This is a genomic window from Nocardia sp. FBN12 (assembly GCF_054031145.1).
The window spans coordinates 3,421,806-3,439,664 of record NZ_CM132926.1; the positions used below are offsets into that span (position 1 = coordinate 3,421,806).

General features: G+C 68.0%; 17 protein-coding genes. 5 read left to right on the top strand and 12 right to left on the bottom strand.

Features of this window, described 5'->3' with window-relative positions; all coding sequences use genetic code 11:
* Positions 1-11: 11 nt before the first annotated feature.
* Complete coding sequence (locus tag ACWZHB_RS16485) at positions 12-602, bottom strand: TetR/AcrR family transcriptional regulator (protein ID WP_427908808.1); 591 nt, start codon at positions 600-602, stop codon at positions 12-14.
* Positions 603-632: 30 nt separating this feature from the next.
* Here ACWZHB_RS16485 and ACWZHB_RS16490 point away from each other — a divergent pair, with 30 nt between their 5' ends.
* Positions 633-1,004 carry a DUF6463 family protein gene (locus ACWZHB_RS16490; protein WP_427908809.1) on the top strand — a complete coding sequence of 124 codons (372 nt, stop codon included), beginning with the start codon at positions 633-635 and terminating at the stop codon, positions 1,002-1,004.
* 88 nt (positions 1,005-1,092) lie between these two features.
* Here the strand turns inward: ACWZHB_RS16490 and pyrF are convergent, their stop codons facing one another.
* The 8 genes from pyrF to ACWZHB_RS16530 form a co-directional block, all read right to left on the bottom strand.
* Positions 1,093-1,917, bottom strand: coding sequence for an orotidine-5'-phosphate decarboxylase (pyrF, locus tag ACWZHB_RS16495; RefSeq protein ID WP_427908810.1), 825 nt, complete (start codon positions 1,915-1,917; stop codon positions 1,093-1,095).
* Positions 1,918-1,965: 48 nt separating this feature from the next.
* The gene (gene carB, locus ACWZHB_RS16500) at positions 1,966-5,328 is read right to left on the bottom strand and encodes a carbamoyl-phosphate synthase large subunit (RefSeq protein ID WP_427908811.1); all 3,363 of its coding nucleotides are present in this window, start codon (positions 5,326-5,328) and stop codon (positions 1,966-1,968) included.
* Complete coding sequence (carA, locus tag ACWZHB_RS16505; protein WP_427908812.1) at positions 5,328-6,443, bottom strand: glutamine-hydrolyzing carbamoyl-phosphate synthase small subunit; 1,116 nt, start codon at positions 6,441-6,443, stop codon at positions 5,328-5,330. The genes carB and carA overlap by 1 nt, the downstream gene beginning before the upstream one ends.
* Positions 6,440-6,946: a PH-like domain-containing protein gene (locus tag ACWZHB_RS16510; protein ID WP_427908813.1), complete on the bottom strand. Its 507-nt coding sequence runs from the start codon at positions 6,944-6,946 to the stop codon at positions 6,440-6,442. The genes carA and ACWZHB_RS16510 overlap by 4 nt, the downstream gene beginning before the upstream one ends.
* 12 nt (positions 6,947-6,958) lie before the next feature.
* Positions 6,959-8,257, bottom strand: coding sequence for a dihydroorotase (locus tag ACWZHB_RS16515; RefSeq protein WP_427908814.1), 1,299 nt, complete (start codon positions 8,255-8,257; stop codon positions 6,959-6,961).
* On the bottom strand, positions 8,254-9,207 hold the full coding sequence (locus ACWZHB_RS16520) for an aspartate carbamoyltransferase catalytic subunit (RefSeq protein WP_427908815.1): 954 nt from the start codon (positions 9,205-9,207) through the stop codon (positions 8,254-8,256). Before ACWZHB_RS16520 ends, ACWZHB_RS16515 begins: the two co-directional genes overlap by 4 nt.
* 76 nt (positions 9,208-9,283) lie before the next feature.
* Entirely contained in the window at positions 9,284-9,919 is a 636-nt protein-coding gene (pyrR, locus tag ACWZHB_RS16525) for a bifunctional pyr operon transcriptional regulator/uracil phosphoribosyltransferase PyrR (protein WP_427908816.1), read from the bottom strand.
* 306 nt (positions 9,920-10,225) lie between these two features.
* On the bottom strand, positions 10,226-11,074 hold the full coding sequence (locus ACWZHB_RS16530; protein ID WP_427908817.1) for an SAM-dependent methyltransferase: 849 nt from the start codon (positions 11,072-11,074) through the stop codon (positions 10,226-10,228).
* A 100-nt stretch (positions 11,075-11,174) separates the two neighbouring features.
* Between ACWZHB_RS16530 and ACWZHB_RS16535 the strand changes: the two genes are divergently transcribed.
* From ACWZHB_RS16535 to ACWZHB_RS16550, 4 genes are all read left to right on the top strand, one after another.
* Positions 11,175-11,732: a TetR/AcrR family transcriptional regulator gene (locus ACWZHB_RS16535; RefSeq protein WP_427908818.1), complete on the top strand. Its 558-nt coding sequence runs from the start codon at positions 11,175-11,177 to the stop codon at positions 11,730-11,732.
* Positions 11,733-11,986: 254 nt separating this feature from the next.
* Positions 11,987-12,277: a hypothetical protein gene (locus ACWZHB_RS16540; RefSeq protein WP_427908819.1), complete on the top strand. Its 291-nt coding sequence runs from the start codon at positions 11,987-11,989 to the stop codon at positions 12,275-12,277.
* A 99-nt stretch (positions 12,278-12,376) separates the two neighbouring features.
* Positions 12,377-13,195, top strand: coding sequence for an SDR family oxidoreductase (locus ACWZHB_RS16545; RefSeq protein WP_427908820.1), 819 nt, complete (start codon positions 12,377-12,379; stop codon positions 13,193-13,195).
* A gap of 34 nt (positions 13,196-13,229) precedes the next feature.
* On the top strand, positions 13,230-13,598 hold the full coding sequence (locus tag ACWZHB_RS16550; protein WP_427908821.1) for a DUF6463 family protein: 369 nt from the start codon (positions 13,230-13,232) through the stop codon (positions 13,596-13,598).
* A gap of 13 nt (positions 13,599-13,611) precedes the next feature.
* Here the strand turns inward: ACWZHB_RS16550 and ACWZHB_RS16555 are convergent, their stop codons facing one another.
* The 3 genes from ACWZHB_RS16555 to ACWZHB_RS16565 form a co-directional block, all read right to left on the bottom strand.
* Positions 13,612-14,523 carry an EamA family transporter gene (locus ACWZHB_RS16555; protein WP_427908822.1) on the bottom strand — a complete coding sequence of 304 codons (912 nt, stop codon included), beginning with the start codon at positions 14,521-14,523 and terminating at the stop codon, positions 13,612-13,614.
* Between the two features lie 221 nt (positions 14,524-14,744).
* Positions 14,745-16,277 (bottom strand): FAD-dependent monooxygenase, encoded by a 1,533-nt coding sequence (locus ACWZHB_RS16560; RefSeq protein ID WP_427909186.1) that lies wholly within the window; start codon positions 16,275-16,277, stop codon positions 14,745-14,747.
* A 276-nt stretch (positions 16,278-16,553) separates the two neighbouring features.
* Positions 16,554-17,813, bottom strand: coding sequence for a DoxX family protein (locus ACWZHB_RS16565; RefSeq protein WP_427909187.1), 1,260 nt, complete (start codon positions 17,811-17,813; stop codon positions 16,554-16,556).
* Positions 17,814-17,859: the final 46 nt, after the last annotated feature.

Below are 17,859 nucleotides of genomic sequence, written 5' to 3' on the forward strand. Positions count from 1 at the left end.
ACCGCGTGTCGTCACGATCGGGCCCGAAACTCGTCGAGAACCGCACCCGAAGCGGTCGCGACGACCTCGTCGATCCAGTCCGGAATCGGGGTGGCGCGGGCGATGTAATCTCGGACCAGACCGTACGGAATCGCCTTCACGGCGGCGCCCGCGATGGCCAGCGAGCGGTCGTCGGCGGCCCCGAATTCGGTCACGACAGCGCCGAGCAGAGCGGCGTTCATGTCGTCGTTCACCCCGGCGATCGCGGCCCGCAGATCCTCGGCGCCGACCTCGACGAGTTCGTCGCGATGGAACATCTTCATCGCCCGCGCCTCGGTCGGGTACGCGCGGCAGTAGCGCGGCAGAAAGGTAGCGGCGGACAGCAGCGGCGCGGGGCCGGTGAGTGCCGTGATGAAGCCCTCGTGGAACCGTCGGATCGACCGCAGCCACAGCCGGGCGAGTAGTTCGTCACGTGAGGCGAAACGCACATAGATCGACCCGGAATGCACGCCGGCGGCGGTGCTGATCGCCGTGATGGCGGGACGGGTGATCGCGGGGTCGGCGAGCAGATCGCGCGCCGCGTCGAGCACCTGATCATCGGTGAAAAGGCGGGGTCTTGCCACCGGATCAGCCTAATGGCACAGTTTATGAATATGGATTCAAAAACACGATTTCCCCTTGCCGGCGCCCTCATGACGTTCATCGGCACGGCGCACACCGCGCTCGGCATCGCCGTGTGGCTCGGCGGTGATCAAGACGTGGAGCTCACCTTCTGGTTCACTCAGTTCGGCGTGGTCAGCGTCGGTTTCGGGCTCGCGATGATGGCGCTGGAGCGGACGCTGGGGTATGTGCCCGGCGCGGTGCTGCTCGCGCTCGGCGCGGTCACCGTATTCGGTCTGGTGTTCATGCCCGTGTCGGGGTTCGTGACCGTGCTGCTGCCCCTCGGCGTCGGCGCGTTCGGTTGGTGGCGTGCCAGGAACCACCGGGTCGCCGCTGAGATCGCACGGCTGGACGGGCCCGAGTAGCCCTTGCACGGCAAGGAAGCAGAGCACGGCCCCTGGCAGCGCCCGGCGCCGCGACCGTCGCCCAGGTGACCCCGCCCCGTGCGTCGCGTCAGCCCTGGAGGAAGGCGAACTCCGCTTGCAGCTGAGCGGTCTTGTCGCACAGCGCCGTCACCGATGGGCCCGCGTTGAGTACCTCCCGAGACACGTTGGGCACGACAGCAGCCAGGTTCGCTTCGGCGACCAGGGCGCGGATCGAGTCCGCTCCCCCGCCTTGCGCGCCCACACCGGGCATCAGAATCGGGCCGTTGAGGGCCGACAGATCGGGTGCCTCGGTGAGCGTCGCGCCCACGACCACGCCGACCGAGCCGAAGCCGTCACCCGCATTGCGGGCCGCGGCCTCGTCGACCATCGTCTGCGCGATCGTGCGCCCGTCCGCGGCGGTGATCCGTTGCAGTTGCGCCCCTTCAGGATTCGAGGTCGCGGCGAGCACGAACACGCCACGATGATTCGCCTGCGCCAGATTCAGCGCCGGATCGAGCGATCCGAATCCGAGGTAGGGCGAGACGGTCACCGCGTCCGAACCCAGCGGTCCGTCGCCGAGCCAAGCGTGGGCGTAGGCATCCATGGTGGAGCCGATGTCGCCACGCTTGGCATCGGCCAGCACCAGGGTGCCCGAGGCCCGCAGCACCGAGATGGCGCGCTCGAGCACCGCGATGCCGCCGGAACCGTAGGTCTCGAAGAACGCGACCTGCGGCTTCACCAGGGCGACCCGGCCGTCGAAGGCCTCGACACAGATCTCGGCGAACGCCTCCAGCCCCTCGACGTCCTCGGTGAGCCCCCACGCCCGCAGCAGGGCAGGGTGGGGATCGATGCCGACGCACACCGGGCCGAATTCGCGCATGGCGTGCTGCAGTCGGCTACCGAACGTCGTCATCGATCCTGCTCCTGGTTGTCGTCGTGGTGTCGCGGACGCCTCGCGTGGTCAGCCACGCAGTGTCGAGTGCAGTTCCTGCAGCGAACGCACCCCGATGCCACCGTTGATGCTGGCCTCGATGCCCTGCACCGCCGCGGCAGCGCCCTGCACGGTGGTGATGCACGGGATGTTCGCGCCCACCGCGGCGGTGCGGATCTCGTAGCCGTCCACGCGGGGGCCCGAGTTGCCGTAGGGGGTGTTGAACACGATGTCGATCTCGCCGTCGCGGATCTGCTCCACGATCGAGGCTTCCGGCATTCCGGTGGCCGGATCGGTGGCTTCCGGGTCGGAGTGCTTGCGTGCCTGTTCGCACGGAATACCGTTGCGGCGCAGAGTTTCCGCGGTGCCCGAGGTGGCGAGGATGCGGAAGCCGAGATCATGCAGGCGCTTGATCGGGAACACCATGGCACGCTTGTCGCGGTTGGCGATCGAGACGAAGACGGTGCCCTCGGTCGGCAGCGAGCCGTAGGCGGCGGCCTGGCTCTTGGCGAACGCGGTGCCGAAGTCGGCGTCGATGCCCATGACCTCGCCGGTGGACTTCATCTCCGGGGAGAGCAGCGAGTCCACGCCGGAGCCGTCGGCGCGACGGAACCGGTGGAAGGGCAGCACGGCTTCCTTCACCGCGACCGGCGCGTCCAGCGGCACGTGGCCACCGTCGCCCTCGGGCGGCAGCATGCCTTCCTTGCGCAGGTCGGCGATGGTGGCGCCGAGCATGATCCGCGCGCAGGCCTTCGCGAGGGGCACGGCGGTCGCCTTGGAGACGAACGGAACCGTCCGGCTCGCACGGGGATTGGCTTCCAGGACGTAGAGCACGTCGTCCTTGAGGGCGTACTGCACATTGAGCAGACCCTTGACCCCGATGCCCTTGGCCAGCGCGATGGTGGAGCGACGCACGGCCTCGATATCGCTGCGGCCCAAGGTGATCGGGGGCAGCGCACAGGCGGAGTCACCGGAGTGGATGCCGGCTTCCTCGATGTGTTCCATCACGCCGCCGAGGTAGACCTCGTCGCCGTCGCACAGGGCGTCGACGTCGATCTCGATGGCGTCTTCGAGGAACCGGTCGACCAGCACCGGGTGATCGGGGCTGAGCTCGGTCGCGCGGGAGATGTAGCCCTCGAGCGAAGTCTCGTCGTAGACGATCTCCATGCCGCGCCCGCCCAGCACGTAGGACGGGCGGACCAGGACGGGGTAGCCGATCTCGCCTGCGATCTTCTTCGCCTGCGCCACGTTGGTGGCGGTGCCGTACTTGGGCGCGGGCAGGCCCGCGGCGACGAGCACATCACCGAATTCGCCACGGTCCTCGGCCAGGTCGATCGCGGCCGCGGAGGTACCGACGACGGGCACGCCCGCGTCGGTGAGCCGCTGCGCCAGACCCAGCGGAGTCTGGCCGCCCAGCTGGACGATCACACCGGCGACGGTGCCGGACTCGGCTTCGGAGTTGTACACCTCGAGGACGTCCTCGAAGGTGAGCGGCTCGAAGTAGAGGCGATCGGCGGTGTCGTAGTCGGTGGAGACGGTCTCGGGGTTGCAGTTGACCATCACGGTCTCGTACCCGGCGGCCGACAGAGTCTGTGCCGCGTGCACACACGAGTAGTCGAACTCGATGCCCTGACCGATGCGGTTCGGGCCCGAGCCCAGGATGATGACCTTCTCGCGCTCGCGCTGCGGCGCGACCTCGGACTCCGCGCCGGGATCCAGCTCGTAGGTGCTGTAGTGGTAGGGCGTCTTGGCCTCGAACTCCGCGGCGCAGGTGTCGACGGTCTTGTAGACGGGGCGCACCCGCAGGCGGTGACGCAGCGAGCGCACGCCTGCCTCACCCGCGAGCTCGGGGCGCAGCGCCGCCAGCTGACGATCGGACAGACCGTAGTGCTTGGCGCGACGCAGCAGGTCCTCGTCGAGGACGGGCGCGTCGAGAACTTCCTGACGCAGCTCGACCAGGCCGAGCACCTCGGCGACGAACCACGGGTCGACGCCGGAGGCCAACGCGACCTCGGCGACGCTCGCGCCGTAGCGCAGTGCCCGCTCCACCTGGTAGATGCGGCCTTCGGTCGGGACGCGCAGGTCGGCGAGGACGGCTTCGATCGCCTCGCGCACCGAGGCCGGGTCACTCGGGTCCGCCGGGGCCCACTGGCCGTCGTCGGTGGTCCAGAAGCTCGTGGCCTTGGTCTCGAGCGAACGCAGCACCTTGCCGAGGGCCTCGGAGAAGTTGCGGCCCATCGACATCGCCTCGCCCACCGACTTCATGGTGGTGGTCAGCGTGGCGTCGGCGCCGGGGAACTTCTCGAACGCGAACCGCGGCGCCTTCACCACGACGTAGTCGAGGGTCGGCTCGAACGAAGCCGGGGTCTCGCCGGTGATGTCGTTGACGATCTCGTCGAGGGTGTAGCCGATCGCCAGCTTGGCCGCGATCTTGGCGATCGGGAAACCGGTGGCTTTCGACGCCAGCGCCGAGGAGCGCGAGACGCGGGGGTTCATCTCGATGACGATCAGGCGGCCGTCGGCCGGGTCCACCGCGAACTGGATGTTGCAGCCGCCGGTGTCGACGCCGACCTCGCGCAGGATCGCGATGCCGAGATCGCGCATCTTCTGGTATTCGCGGTCGGTGAGGGTCATCGCGGGGGCGACGGTGACCGAGTCACCGGTGTGCACGCCCATCGGGTCGACGTTCTCGATCGAGCAGACGATGACCACATTGTCGTTGCGGTCACGCATGAGCTCGAGTTCGAATTCCTTCCAGCCGAGGATGGACTCCTCGATCAGGACGTTCGCGGTCGGCGAGGCGGACAGGCCGCCACCGGCGATGCGGTCGAGGTCGTCCTCGTTGTAGGCCATGCCCGAGCCGAGGCCACCCATGGTGAACGAGGGGCGCACGACCACGGGGTAGCCGAGGTCGGCGACGGTCTCGCGGACTTCGTCCATGGTGTAACAGACTGCGCTGCGGGCACTCTCGCCGCCGACCTTGGCGACGATGTCCTTGAACTTCTGCCGGTCCTCACCGCGCTGGATGGCGTCGAAGTCGGCGCCGATCAGCTCGACGTTGTACTTCTGCAGCACACCGTTCTCGTGCAGCGCGACCGCGGTGTTGAGCGCGGTCTGTCCACCGAGGGTGGCCAGGATGGCGTCGGGGCGTTCCTTCTCGATGACCTTCTCGACGAACTCCGGGGTGATCGGCTCGACGTAGGTGGCGTCGGCGAATTCCGGGTCGGTCATGATGGTCGCCGGGTTGGAGTTCACCAGCGAAACGCGCAGTCCCTCGGACCGCAGTACCCGGCAAGCCTGGGTACCGGAGTAGTCGAATTCGCACGCCTGGCCGATCACGATCGGGCCAGAGCCGATCACCAGGATGTGCTTCAGATCCTCGCGGCGAGGCATCAGGCTCCTTCCATGAGACCGGCGAAACGGTCGAACAGATATGCGGCGTCGTGCGGGCCTGCGGCGGCCTCGGGGTGGTACTGCACCGAGAAGGCGCGGCCGTCGATCAGCCGGACCCCTTCGACGGTGCCGTCGTTGGCGCAGATGTGAGAGACCTCGGCCTTGCCGAACGGGGTGTCGAACACCTCGCCGCGCTCGCCCTCGAGGGCGAAGCCGTGGTTCTGGGCGGTGATGGACACGCGACCGGTGCCCTCTTCGATCACCGGGATGTTGATGCCGCGGTGGCCGAACTTCATCTTGTAGGTGCTACGGCCCAGTGCGCGGCCCAGGATCTGGTTGCCGAAGCAGATGCCGAACAGCGGCATTCCGCGTTCCAGGACACCCTGGGTGAGCGCGATCGCGCCGGTCTGGGTGGCCGGGTCGCCGGGGCCGTTGGACAGGAACACACCGTTGGGGTTCAGCGCGAGGATGTCGTCGAGGGAGGTGTTCGACGGCACCACGTGGGTGCGCACGCCGCGCTCGGCGAACATGCGCGGGGTGTTGGTCTTGATGCCCAGGTCGACCGCGACCACGGTGAACCTGTGGTCACCGACCGGCTCGATCGTGTACATCGCGTCGGTGCTGACCTCTTCGGCGAGGTCGGCACCCAGCATCGAGGCCTGGCCGTTGACCCGCGCGAGGAGTTCCTCGTCGGCGGCCAGCGCGGCGCCGGAGAAGATGCCCGCCTTCATCGAACCGCGGCTGCGCAGGTGGCGGACCACCGCGCGGGTGTCGATGCCGGCGATGCCGACCACGTCCTGGCGGTCGAGCTCGTCGGTCAGCGTGCCGGTGGCGCGCCAGTTGGAGGAGACCCGCGAGGGGTCGCGCACGGCGTAACCGGCGACCCAGATCTTGGCGGACTCGTCGTCCTCGTCGTTCCAGCCGGTGTTGCCGATCTGCGGGGCCGTGGCCACCACGATCTGGCGGGCGTAGCTGGGGTCGGTCAGGGTCTCCTGGTACCCGGTCATCGCCGTGCAGAACACGGCCTCACCGAGTGTCTGGCCCTGTGCGCCGAAGGCGGTACCGCGGAATACGCGGCCGTCCTCGAGCACCAAGGCTGCTTGTGCCTTCGTCATTCATCGTCTCCCGTCGTCACCCTGGTCGCATCCGCAATCCATGCCGGGTACACCGTCTTGTCGTCGCCCCGGAAACCGGTATCGATCTCGGTTCCGGTCGGCAGTGTCCAGCGAATTACCAGCACACCGCCTTCTGTCATCACTTTGCCCGCGTGTCCGCGCTCGGTGCGCACGGCTGTCACCGATTCCTGCGGAATCCAGATCACCGTGGCGCCGTCGCGTTCGAGCAGAATTCCGCGTTCGAACCGCGTCAGTTCGGCGGTCGCCCGGAATCCCAGGTCACCGACCGCGATCCGGTCCTGCCAGCTGGGTGCGATGGTGCTGCCCAGGTACATACCGGTGGTCGGTTCCAGTAGTTGTGCGCCCAGTTCGGCCGGCACGGTCGGCAGTTCGCCGATGCGTGCCCGTTGCCGCGTGGCCTTCTTCTGCCAGGCCCGGTACATCAACCACAGGCACAGCACGAAAAAAGCCAGCAGCCCGACAATCCACAGCGTTCTTTCCACTTCCTGGCCTCCCTAGATCCCGACCGCCTTGCCCTCGCGGGCAGTTACCCGGCCGCGCAGCACAGTGGCTGTCACCTCGGCCGGGAACGTCATGTCCTCGAACGGTGTGTTGTTCGAGATGCTCGCCAGTTCGGCGCCGCGCACCGTCCACTCGGCGTCGGGGTCGATCAGCGTGAGGTTGGCGGGCTCGCCGACGGCGAGCGGGCGGCCGTGGTCGTCGAGTCCGACGATCGCGGCGGGCTTCTCGCTCATCACCCGGGCGACACCGCGCCAGTCGAGCAGGCCGGGCTGGACCATCGTCTGCACGATGATCGAGAGCGCGGTCTCGAGGCCCAGCATGCCGGGGCGGGCGGCCGCGAATTCGCAGCACTTGTCCTGTTCGGCGTGCGGGGCGTGGTCGGTGGCGACGCAGTCGAGGATGCCGTCGGCCAGTGCCTGGCGCAGGGCGGCCACGTCGGTGGATTCGCGCAGTGGTGGGTTCACCTTGTTCACCGCGTCGTAGGTTTCCAGGCGCGAGTCGTCGAGGAGCAGGTGGTGTGGAGTCACCTCGGCGGTGATCGAAATGCCTTGGGACTTAGCCCATTTCACCAGTTCGACGGTGCCCGCGGTGGAGGCGTGGCAGATGTGCACGCGGGCGTTCGCGTCGCGGGCCAGCAGTGCGTCACGCGCGACGATCGACTCCTCGGCGGCGCGGGGCCAGCCGTGCAGGCCAAGGCGCGCGGCGTTGGGGCCCTCGTGCGCGATGGCGTTCTTGGTCAGGCGCGGCTCCTCGGCGTGCTGAGCGATGAGAACGCCGAGGGAGTTCGCGTATTCCAGCGCGCGGCGCATGATCAGCGGGTCGTCGACGCAGTAGCCGTCGTCGGAGAACATCCGCACCTGGCCGACACCGGCGGCCATGGTGCCCATCTCGGCGAGTTGCTTGCCCTGCAGGCCGACGGTGACGGCACCGACCGGGAACACGTCGACGAGGCCGACTTCCTGGCCGCGGCGCCACACGTGGTCGGTGATGACGACCGAGTCGGCGACCGGGCTGGTGTTGGCCATCGCGAACACCGCCGTGTAACCGCCCAGTGCGGCTGCGGCGGAACCGGTTTCGATGGTCTCGGTGTCTTCGCGGCCGGGTTCACGCAGGTGCGTGTGCAGGTCGACGAAGCCGGGCAGCAGGATCTGGCCGTTGCCCTCGATGACCTCGGCGTCGTCGGATGCCGTGAGGCCAGGTCCGATGTCGGCGATGACGGTGTCGCGCACCAGGACGTCGACCGGATCGCCTTCGCCGTAGGGCTTGACGTTCTTGATCAGCAGCTCACTCATACCGTTTCCTCCTGACCGACGAGCAGCCGGAACAACACGGCCATCCGCATGTGCACTCCGTTCGAGACCTGCTGCAGCACAGCCGATTTCGGCGAATCGGCAACCGCTGAGGCGATTTCCATCCCGCGCAGCATCGGGCCGGGGTGCAGGACCACGGCGTCGTCGTCGAGCAGCGCGAGCCTGCGCTCGGACAGTCCGTAGTTGATCGAGTATTCGCGGGCCGACGGGAAGAACCCGCCGTTCATCCGCTCCGCCTGCACCCGCAGCATCATCACCGCGTCGGCGCCGGGCAGTTCCGCGTCCAGCGAGCTCGAGACCCGGCAGGGCCAGGCCTCCACACCGACGGGCAGCAAAGTGCGCGGCGCGACCAGCACGACTTCGGCGCCGAGGGTGTTGAGCAACGAGACATTGGAGCGGGCGACCCGGCTGTGCAGGATGTCGCCCACCAGGACGATCCGCTTGCCCTCGACATCGCCGAGGCGCTGGCGCAAGGTGAGCGCGTCGAGCAGGGCCTGGGTGGGGTGCTGGTGGGTGCCGTCGCCGGCGTTGATGATCGACGGAGCGACGCGGTCCTCGTCGCGGGCCCACTGTTCCATCCAGCGCGCGATCTGGTGCGCGGCACCCGAGGCCGGGTGGCGCACGATCAGCGCGTCGGCGCCTGCGGCGTGCAGGGTGAGGGCGGTGTCGCGCAGCGATTCACCTTTGGAGACAGAGGAACTCGACGCGCTCACGTTGATCACGTCGGCGCTCATCCACTTGCCTGCCACCTCGAAGGACACGCGCGTACGGGTGGAGTTCTCATAGAACACCGTCATCACGGTGCGGCCGCGCAGGGTCGGCAGCTTCTTCACCTCGCGGCCCAGCAGGGCCTGTTCGAAGCGTTCGGCTTCGTCGAGGAGTTCGGTGGCGGTGCCGCGATCCAGGTCGGCGACCGTCAGCAAATGCTTCACGCCTCCACCTCGCTGGCGCTCGGCTCCGGCGTGAACCATCGAATGGCTGTGTTCATGGTTCGGTCGCTACGCTCCCTCACTGCTCCTGACCTTCCTGATGCAGATACACACCGTCGCGACCGTCGTGCTCGACCATCAGCACCGAGATGTCCTCGGCGCGCGAGGTCGGCACGTTCTTGCCCACGTAGTCGGCGCGGATCGGCAGTTCGCGGTGGCCGCGGTCGATGAGTACCGCCAACTGCACGGCGCGGGGGCGGCCGAGGTCGCGCAGGCCGTCGAGGGCGGAGCGGACCGTCCTGCCGGAGAACAGCACGTCGTCGACGAGGACCACCAGGGAGTTCTCGATGCCGCCATCGGGCACCGAGGTGCGCTCGAGCGGGCGGTGCGGGCGGCTGCGCAGGTCGTCGCGGTACAGGGTGATGTCAAGGGAGCCGAGTGCGGGCCGCACGCCCGAGAATTCCTCGATCCGGTCCGCCAGCCGATTGGCCAGGGTGGTGCCGCGCGTCGGGATTCCCATGAGAACCACCCTCGGTGCGTCGGCGTCGCCGGAATCCAGGGCGGTCTTCTCGATGATCTGGTGCGCGATCCGCGCTACGGTCCTGGTCACGTCCGATGGCGACAACAGCTCGCGACCGGCCGCCACCCACTCCGGGGTGTGCCGCTGCGATGTTTCGCCCGCGCCGGTTCTGGCGGCCCGTTCGGGCACAGCCATGCCGACCTCCTTCCCCGCCTCACCGGACGGTCCGTTAAAGGATGCCTAACTCGCCCGTCAGCCTATCAGCGCCGCGGGGCGCCTTTGACCAGGTAGGCCCGCCTGTGAGCGCGGCCACGGAGCGCCGGTGGACCACCGCCGCCGTGCCGGTGATCACAGTCACGCCGAAAGCGCAGTGAGCGCGCGTGTTTCACCGCCGTGGAACGAGGCGGCGACCACTCGGCGCGGGCCGGTCCGTGATCGCGTTCACCTCGTCGCGACGACCGCGACAACTGATACCGACCCGGCCCGAGTGGTCGCCTTCGGTCACACCCGCTCGGCGAGCACGACGCCGACCTTCGGATCGTTCACCGCCACGTCTCTGCCGAGGGCGACGATCAGGTCGTCCCAGGCGCGGAACCGGGTGCGCCAGCCGTGCTCGACGAGCCACTGCTCCCCCGGACGCCCGGCGTCCAGCGGCGGCATCCCAGCGTCGTCACCGGCGACGAGTCGGCGCAGTTCGACGTAGGGCGGCGCCTCGGGATCGACCGCGAACCGGCTGAGACCGAATCGGCTACCGGGCGCGGACAGTGCCGTCAGCGTCGCGACGGCTCGTCGGTGATCCTCGGGCGGGAGGTACGGGAGCGCGCCCTCGTCGATCCAGTGAGTCGGTTCGTCAGGGCGAAATCCCTGCTCTTGCAATGGGACAGCCCAGTCGGTTCGTAGGTCGATCGGCAGGACGTGCCTGCGTGCCGTCGGTATGGCGCCCGCGGCGCGCAGCACCGGTTCTTTGAAGGCGAACAGCTCGGGCAGGTCGAGTTCATAGACGGTGAGGTCGGCGGGCAGACCCAGCCGGAACGCGCGGGTGTCCAGACCGGCGCCGAGCAGAACGATCTGCCTGCATCCGGCGGCGACGGCCTCGGTCACCCGCTCGTCGACCAGACGGACCCCGACGGATCTTCCCGCGAAGAACTGTTCGGCCACGGCCTCGACTCGCTCCCATTTCGCCGCGCCTTCCTCGGTGCGGGTGAAGTCCCGCCGCGCCGCGTCGACGAACGCCGTGGCGATCGGGTCGTCGTAGAGCCGATCCGGCCTCCGCGACTCCCGCTCACGGATCAGCGCGACGCCGATCGCTGTCAGTGCCACCCCTGCGGTGGGTGCGTTCACGTGTGTCATCTACCCCTCCTACCAAACTAACTTGCCGACCGGCTAGTGATTTCGGTCATTCTGCGACGGTAGGCTCCCCCTAGCCGGTCGTCAAGCAAAGGAAAGCCCCGTGGACGGACGTCGTAGCGACACCAGGGAACGCATTCGCACAGTGGCGATGGAACTGTTCTCCGAGCACGGCTACGAGAAGACATCGCTGCGCGAGATCGCCGAACGACTCGGTGTCACCAAAGCCGCGCTGTACTACCACTTCCGGACCAAGGAAGACATCGTCGTCAGCCTGTCCGACGATCTGCGTCGCGGCATCGACGACATCGTCACCTGGGCCGAGCAGACCCCGCCGGGACACGAGCGCGCCGAGCAGATCCTGCGCCGCTACAGCGCGCTACTGCACAGCCTCGGCCGGGACATGGTGCGGTTCTGGCACGAGAACCAGCCCGCGTTCCGCGACCTGGGTTTCGGTGCGGGCCTGCGCTACCAATTCCGCGTCCTCGCCGATCTCATGACCGGCCCCGACGCCGCCCCGCTCGACATCTATCACGCCAGGCAAGCGCTGCTCGCGATAAGCTGGAGCCTGTCGATGATGGGCGATCTCGAGCTGACCGACGACCAGATGCACACCGCCGCAACGGATATCGCGGTCGACATTCTCGCCAAGATCAGTTAGCCGAACGTCGTCGAGCATCGGAGATACCGTCCTCGCCTAGGCGCGATCCGTTGTCGAGGCCGCTTGTCGCCCCACTACCCGCGGACTAGACTGTGACGCGCACCACATCGGGGCGGCGAGTTTCGCACCGCCGCCCAGAGCGATCGTGATCCGATCGGAGCGCCGGGTCACGATGTTCGATCGCGAGCCCCCCGTTCGCCTGCCGGGCCCGAAGTCACTCCGACCCCGCTCGACCGCGCAAGGAGATGACCGTCATGGCGGTTGCCGTCGAACTCGAATTCCCCGGCTCGACCCTCGAACAGTACGACCAGGCCCTCGCGAAGATGGGCTTCAAACATGGCGGCTCCGGCGGCCCTGGCCTGATATTCCACTTCGTCAGGAAGACCGACACCGGATTCCACGTCACCGACGTCTGGGAATCCCCCGAGCAATTCCAGAGCTTCGCCGAATCCACCCTCGGCCCCGTCGGCATGGCAGTGGGCATGCCCAACCAACCCACCATCGAGGTCCACGAGATCTACAACTACCTGGCCCAGAGCAACTGACCTCGCGGAACCCGTTCCGCGACAAGCCTTCTCGATGATCGCCCGACGACATTCGGTATTCGGTTGCGGCACGGGTGGGTGTGGGCTGCAATCGAGGTCATGGAATCGACGGCGTTGAGTGGGCGGGTCGCGGTGGTGACCGGGGTGAGTCGGCGGGGCGGGATCGGGTTCGCGGTGGCGCGGAGGCTGGCCCAGCAGGGTGCTGCGTTGTTCCTGACGCATTGGGCACCACATGATGCGGAGCAGCCGTGGGGTGCGCAGGACCCGGGCGACATCTGTCGCGAGCTGGGTGAGATCACGCGTGTTGCCGATCTCGCAGTCGATCTGGCCGAGCCGACGGCCGCGCAGTTGGTGGTCGACAAAGCCGTCGACGCTTTCGGGCAGGTGGACATACTGGTCGCGAATCACGCGCGCAGCGGGGGTGACGGGAACCTCTTCGAGGTCGATGCCGAGATGCTCGACGGGCACTGGGCGGTCGATGCCCGGTCCGTGCTGTTGCTGACGCAGGCGTTCGCACGGCGCTATCGGGCCGAGGCGCATCCCGTGAGCGACCGGGGGCGCGTCATCTGGATGAGTTCCGGCCAGGATCTCGGGCCGATGCGGTCGGAAATCGCTTACGCCGCAGCGAAATCGGTGCTGGCCGGGCTCACGAGCACCGTCGCCGCCGAGTTGATCGAGCGCGGGATCTTGCTCAATACGGTCAATCCGGGCCCGGTGGATACCGGGTACCTGACTGCGGCGACAGCGGATCGCGACCTCGCGGTGATCGAGGAGGTGCGGGCCGCGTTTCCGCGCGGCCAGGTCGGGGTGCCGGATGACCCGGCTCGGTTGATCGCCTGGCTCGTTTCCGATGAGGGGCGATGGATGGTCGGGCAGGTGATCAACTCCGAGGGCGGGTTTCGGCGATCCCGGTGGTGACCTGCTGATCAGGGGGTGAGCGTGGCTCATCGCCGTGATCGGGATCGGGCACCTCACGCTCGGAATGCCGGCCAGTTGGTCCTATTTCGATGACTGGCTGGCATTGGAGCTGTGGGGGCATTGGTGGGAGGACACTGGGGCAGCCAATGCCTTCTGGTCGAATCCCGCCGGTTTCGGCTGGCCGCTGTTCGTCGTCGGCGTGCTCGTGATGTGGATGGACCGGCACGGGATCGTTCCGCCGGTTTTCCTGGCTTGGATGGTGCTCGGCTGGGGCGCACTCTGCGCGGTCATCGTCAAACCGACTCCGGGACCGATCGTGGTGGTCGCGGGCGTCTTGCTGCTACGCGGAATCCGCAGCGCCGGTGCACATGTCGAATCGCCGAGCCTGGCGGCTCGCGCATGAACGCGCCGAACAGTCACAGCGGTGCCGGTGGCTCCGGTGCGGGCTGACGAGTCGGCAGTGCACTGATCGTCAGCGCCAGCATGACCAGTGCGATGCCCGCCAGTTCCAGCACGGTGGGCCGTTGCGCGAGGGCGATCGCGCCGACGACGGTCGCGGTCGCCGGGAGCAACGCCAGCAGCAGGGCGAAACGCGCGCGGCCCACCGCGGTCAGCACCACCTGGTCCAGCGCGTACGGCACCGCGCTCGACAGCACGCCGACGCCGAGACCGAGCAGCCAGGTTCGCGGGTCGGCGAACACTCCGGCGTCGATCGCCAGTTGCGGGATCAGGACGAACGGCGCCAGCAACACGGCCGCGGCCGCCATGCCGACGGCGAGGGAATCCTGGCCCTCGCCAGTGTCGGCCACTCGCTTGCCGAGCAGGATGTAGGCCGCCCACAGCACCGCCGAGGCGAGCGCGAAACCCACGCCGACCGGCTCGACATCGAGTTGCACACCGGCCAGCAGCACCACGCCGACGGCCACCAGAGCGACCGCGAGCAGATCCCTGGCCCGCCGCGAACCGAGCGTCGCGACGGCGACCGGGCCGAGGAATTCGATGGCGACGGCGGTGCCCAGCGGGATGCGCGCGATCGCCTCGTAGAACACGATGTTCATCGACACGGTGACGATGCCGAAGCCGGCCGCCACCACGATGCCCCGCCGCGTCCAGCGGGTTCGCCACGGCCGACGCCAGGCCAGCAGCGCGACGCCCGCCGCGGCGGCGCGCAACCAGGCGACGGTGGACGGCTCGGTGGTGTCGAACAGGAAGACGCCGAGTGCCGCGCCCACATACTGCGAGGTCGCGGCAATGATGAACACCATCGGCACCGACCAGCCGGGCAGCGCGCTCTTCGTCGGCCGCTCGGTGGCCGAGATCGAATTCATCCCAGGAGTAATGCACAGCCGGGCCCGGAATTCAACGCGGACCCGGCCCCGAACCGAATGATCCTGGGCCGGGCGGACATTCGGCCGACGTTACGTCACGTGGCGACCTCGGCTGGTCGGGCCGACCCACAGCGCCGAGCTGCGCAGACCATGGTGAGCTGCCTCTCCGGACCTTCCGCGCAGGAAGGGCGACTCCCCATGTGTCTCGATCGCGTCGATTCCTAGACGCCGAACCAGCGCGCCAACGCCTCGCGCAATGCCGATTCCGCAGTGTCCGACGGTTCATCGATCGTCGCCGCCCAGGCGATATGACCGTCCGGGCGGATCAGCAGAGCATCCGCGAGACGATCACCGACCTTCGCCGCGCGAATCTCGACGCGCGGTGCCAGCTCCTCGACGATCGTGCGCAGGTCCGGGCGTTCGGCCAAGTCGAGGAAGACCGGTCGTGCGGCTCGCATGAGTTCGGCGACGCTCGTCGTTCCCTGGTCGGTGTGCAGGGGCAGGTCGGGCACGAAAGTGCCGGTGAGCGAGTGTGTTCCGGGGATCGGGTAGCGCAGATCGGTGCCCGCGACAAGGGCTCCCATGCGGCGCAGCGCGGGTTCGTCGGTGAGCAGTTCGGAGAACACTGCGCGCAGCGCCTCGGCGGCCGGATCCTGACCCTGACGCAGCGCGGCCTGGGCGCGGGTCTGCAGCAACGCGCGGCCACCGGCAAAGTGGCGTTCGGCGTGGTAGGTGTCGAGCAGATCGGCCGGTGCCCACCCGTGGATATCGGCGGCCAGCTTCCAGGCCAGGTTCACCGAATCGGTCATGCCGAGGTTCATCGCGGCACCGGTGGCGGGCAGCAGGTGGGCCGCGTCGCCCGCCAGGAAAACCCTACCCACACGGTAGTTTTCGGCTTGCCGGTCCTGGAACTGGTAGCGCGACAAGCGAGTCGGCGGACCGAGTGGAACCTGTGCGCCGAGCACGCGTCGCACGCTGTCGCCGAGTTCGGACATGGTCAGTGGTTCGTCGTTGTCGTATTCGGCTTCGTCGTTCTCGGTGGTCTGGAAGAACATCACCCGGTCTTCGGCGCTGACCCGGCCGAGCGCGAACACCCCGCTGTCGGTGTGGGTGAATCCCGGATCGATCCGGCCGACACCGGGCACTTCGATGCCGCCGTCGTCGTCGAGCACCGTCACCGACTCGTGCACCGCCACCACTGCCAACCGGTTGACCTCCGGATAGGTGCTGCCGGGGAAATCGATTCCCGCCAGCTCACGAATCCGGCTGCGGCCACCGTCGCAGCCGACCAGGTAGCGGGCGCGAATCCGGTACGAGCCGTCCGGCCCGTTCACCTCCGCGATCACCGCATCGTCGTGCTGCTCGATGGCGACGACTTCGTGCCCGCGGCGGATCTCGGCGCCGAGCTCGGCAGCGTCGTCGGCGAGCAGTTCCTCGACCCGCGCCTGCGGAATCGCGATGGCGTGCAAGGGCGTTTCGTCGAGGCCGGTGAAGTCCAGGTACACCCCGCCGAACGGGAAGATCGGCTTCGGACTGGCGTCACCGCTGACCGCGGTCATCCGATCGAGCAGCCCCCGGTACCGCAGCACGTCCAGAATCCGCCCGCCGAGCCCACTGGCCTTCTGCGCGGTACCCGGCTGCGCGCGGCGTTCGAGGACCAGCGGCCGCACCCCGGCGCGACCCAATTCTCCCGCGAGCATCAATCCGGCAGGCCCAGCGCCGACAACGATCACGTCGGTGGTCATCTCTTGCATCTTCGTCACTCCCGAATGTCACTGGTCCCCACGTTGCCCAGCGATTCTGCAGCACCACCGGGGCCTTGCCGCAAGCCCCCGGATGCGCTATAAGTTGGAAACGGAAGCGAGTGCGTCGACGTCAGTGAGTTCCGGTTAGCGCCATTCCCGCCCCGACTCCGATGATCATCACCCCGCCCGCGCTGCCGACAGTTTCCAGCCGACGCGGCGAACGAACCAAGACCGCGCGGCAGCCGAATCTGCCTGTGCGGAAACGTCGTTGCGGCCCGACGTCCACTAGCGGAAGTACACGTAGTCCTGCACCCAGTGGAATCCGCGGCTGCGCAGGGTGAAGGTGTTCGGGTCCCGTCGTTCGAGAGTGATCGTGATCGAGCGGTCGTGCAGAAATCCGCGGAGCAGTAGTCGGTCCGGGGTGGGTTTTTCGGCGGACAGCGTCGCGAACGGTGGCACCGGGTCGACCGCACCGACCGCGTTCATCGAGGTGAGTTCCAGTTGTCCGCCGGGGCGGAAGGAGGCGCGTGCGGGTACCAGTTCGCCGTTCATCCGCTGGTAGGTGGCTTGCTGTGGATCATCGAAAACTAGTCGCCGCCACCGTGTTTCGTCGGTGGTCAGCGGCGGGATCAGCTGCCCGTCGATGGTGAAATCCCGGACCTCCCAGATTCCGTACAGCGCGGACTTGGGGCTCGCGGCACCGGATTGTTCGTGCCAGACCACCCAGCGGTCATAGCCGCTGCCCAGCGCCACCCACAGGCCCAACGCCGCCACAGCCCAGACCGCGATGCGGTTCCTCCTGGCGTCGGTGAACAGCGAAGGCTGGGTCAGTGGCGCGCACGCGCGTTGCCGCACGAAGACATCGGACAGCCGGCGCAGGTACGGAGCGAGCAGGAACACGCTGATCAGCAGCAGGTGCGCGGCGAGCAGTTTCTCCGGTATGTCGAACGTCATGTTCAGCAGGAGAATTTGCGCCGTGCTCAGCAGCGTCAACGCGGCGCCGAGCACCGCGGTCCGGGACACGAACAGCAGCAGCCCCGCCACCACTTCCACCCCACCGAGCACCATCTCGTACGGATACGAGCTGCCGACCTGCAGCCACAACACCGAGGCCGGGCTCATCTCGCCGTACGGCTGCAACAGCTGAGCCAGGCCGGGGGCGGGCATCTGGGTGGGGATCAGTTTGGCGAACCCGAACCCGATCATCTGCCCGCCCAGTGCGAGCCGTAGGAACAGCGAGAACCAGGCGAGCAGGCGGGCGGACACCCGACGACGGTCGACGGCCGTCCACACCGCGGCGCCCACCATCGCGATGATCAGCAGGCAGAACACCAGCACCCAGACGGCGGTTTGGTCGCCCGCTCCGGAGTCCTGGTGCAGCTCGGCGTCGACCCCGAAGACCGCTCTGCCGACCGGACCGGTGAGGGGGTCGGTGATGGGCATGTTCCACGGCCCCGGGTAGTCGCGGACCCACCGGCCGAGGATGCCGAGGAACGCGAACGGGATATAGGTGAGCAACAGGCAGAGCAGGCCGAAATAGATCATCGAGAAGCGCAGGACGAGCTGGGTGAACGCACCGGACTGTGCGACG